Origin of the sequence: Streptomyces sp. CB01881, assembly GCF_002953255.1 — a bacterium.
Taxonomy (GTDB): domain Bacteria; phylum Actinomycetota; class Actinomycetes; order Streptomycetales; family Streptomycetaceae; genus Kitasatospora.
The window spans coordinates 10979445-10982106 of the sequence record NZ_CP026498.1; the positions used below are offsets into that span (position 1 = coordinate 10979445).

Annotated in this window: 2 protein-coding genes; one reads left to right on the forward strand and one right to left on the reverse strand. The window is 72.5% G+C overall.

Translation table 11 applies throughout. The features are described 5' to 3' along the window. Positions 1–1142, forward strand: a 1142-nt coding sequence (locus C2142_RS37285) for a dienelactone hydrolase family protein (RefSeq protein WP_241003057.1), incomplete at its 5' end; no start/stop codon positions are given. Positions 1143–1414: 272 nt separating this feature from the next. Here C2142_RS37285 and kdpB read toward each other — a convergent pair. Then, positions 1415–2662 (reverse strand): potassium-transporting ATPase subunit KdpB (gene kdpB / locus C2142_RS41270; protein WP_241003058.1); only part of this gene is annotated, 1248 nt, incomplete at its 5' end.

The following is a 2662-nucleotide window of genomic DNA, read 5'->3' on the forward strand; positions in this document are numbered from 1 at the left end:
CCGGCCTCAACCCCAACGGCCCGGCCGGCCCCTGGGCCTTTCCCGTCCCCGTGTTCCCCGAACCGTCGGGCGACTTCGCGGTCGGCACCCGCGTGGTCCAGTGGACCGACCCACGCCGCCCCGAGACCTTCACCGCGGATCCGAACGACCGGCGCACGGTCGTGGTCCAGCTCTGGTACCCCACGCAGAAGAGCCCCGCAGGCGCGCAGCGGGCCCAGTACCTCGGGCGCACGGAGCACGAGGCGCGCACCGTCTCCGACGCCCTCGCCCGCGAGGCCGGCCTGCCGGGTTTCCTGGTCGACGGTGTTCCGCGTGCCCGCACCCGTTCGGTCTTCGACGCCCCGGTGGACAGCACGGGGGGACGGTTCCCCGTCGTACTGTTCTCTCCCGGGTCGGGCGGAGTGCGCACCCAGAACACCGCCTGGGCAGAGGAACTGGCCAGCCACGGCTATGTGGTCGCCGCCCTCGACCACCCGTACGACTCCGCCGCCGTCGTCCTCGCCGACGGCCGAACGGTCAACACCGAGACCGCCTCCAGCGGCGACCCGGACAAGGACGAGGAACTGGCGGCCGGCTGGACAGCGGTTCGAGCCGCCGACCTCGGCTTCGTCCTCACCCAGCTGGAAAGCCTGGACCGAGGCGAGATCGCCGACCCGCTGAGCGGACGCCTGGACACCGCCCGGGCCGCGGTGGCCGGCCACTCCATGGGTGGTGCCGCCGCCCTGCAGGCAGCCCGGCAGGATCGCCGGTTCGACGCCGTCATCGATCTGGACGGCTACCCCCACGGCCCCGCCTCGCCCTCCCTCGACCAGCCGACGCTCGCGCTCACCCAGACCATCACCCCGGCAACCGACCCGCGCTACGTACCCCGTCTCACCGAGGCGCTCAAGGCCAGCACCACGACGAGCTACCGGCTCACCATCCCCGGCGCCGCACATCTCACGTTCATGGACGGCCCCCTGTATCTGCCGCCCGTGCCCTCGATAGTCGGCTCCCTGGGCCGCACCGGGAGCCCGCGCGTCGTCGCGGCAGCCAGCCTCGCCTTCCTGGACGCCGTTCTGCGAGCCGAACCCGGCGACCTGGCCGGCGTCCTGCCGGCCTACGGCAACCTCAGCGTCTACCGCCCGGACAACAGCCGCTGACCGGCTGCTTCCGGGGCAGGTGCGTCCGGCCGGGCCGCCTCGGTCACCGCGCGGTGGAGCGCCGCGAGGCTGCCCGGTGATCCGCTGAGTCCGACGATCACTCTGGTGGTGCCGGTCATGGCTGCTCGCCTCGCCTCGGTCACGTGACACCCGATGGTGCACTGCTTTCATGGAACGCCGTGGCGGGGCGGCCGGTCCGGCCGATGACGGCACCATGACGGCCGGAGCCCGGTTCTTGACGGGGCCTTGACGAGCTGCCGGTTCTCCCGGCCTCAGCCGAGGCCGGGGACGAACTGGACGAGCAGGTCGATGGCCTTGATGCCGAGGAAGGGGAGGATCAGCCCGCCGAGGCCGTAGACGCGCAGGTTGCGGCGGAGCAGGTCGGTGGCGGAGGCGGGCTGGTAGCGGACGCCGCGCAGGGCGAGCGGGATCAGGGCGACGATGATCAGGGCGTTGAAGATGATCGCGGAGGCGATGGCCGAGGTCGGGCTGTGCAGGCCCATGATGTTGAGGTGGGCGAGGCCGGGGTGGGAACCGACGAACATCGCGGGGATGATCGCGAAGAACTTGGCGACGTCGTTGGTGATCGAGAAGGTGGTCAACGCTCCTCGGGTGATGAGGAGTTGCTTGCCGACGCGGATGATCTCGATCAGTTTGGTGGGGTTGGAGTCGAGGTCGACCATGTTGCCGGCCTCCTTGGCGGCCGGGGTGCCGGTGTTCATGGCGACGCCGACGTCGGCCTGGGCGAGGGCGGGGGCGTCGTTGGTGCCGTCGCCGGTCATCGCGACCATGTTCCCGGCGGCCTGTTCCCGTTTGAGGTAGGCGAGTTTGTCCTCGGGGGTGGCCTCGGCGAGGTAGTCGTCGACGCCGGCCTCGGCGGCGATCGCGCGGGCGGTGAGCGGGTTGTCGCCGGTGACCATGACGGTGCGGATGCCCATCCGGCGCAGCTCGGCGAAGCGGTCGGCGATGCCCTCCTTGACCACGTCCTTGAGCTCGATCACGCCCAGCGCGCGGGCGCCGTGCCGGTCGTGGACGGCGACCAGCAGCGGGGTGCCGCCGGCGGCGGAGATCCGGTCGACGAGCGGCTTGGCCTCCATCGGCAGGCGGCCGCCGGAGCGCACCACCCAGTGGGCGACGGCGTTCGCGGCGCCCTTGCGGACCAGGCAGGTGGTGCCGTCGGGCCAGGCGAGGTCGACGCCGCTCATCCGGCTCTGCGCGGTGAACGGGACGGTGGTCTGCTCGCCCAGTTCGCCCTCGGCGCGCGGTGGTACCCAGTACTGGCGGTCGGTCAGCTCGATGACGGAGCGGCCCTCGGGGGTCTCGTCGGCGAGCGAGGCGAGCCGGGCGGCCTCGGCGAGCTGTTCGACGGCGGCGCCGGGGAGCGGGTGGAGGGCGGTGGCGCGGCGGTTGCCGTGGGTGATGGTGCCGGTCTTGTCGAGGAGCAGGACGTCGACGTCGCCGGCCGCCTCGACCGCGCGGCCGGAGAGCGCGACCACGTTGCGCTGGACCAGGCCAGGCGG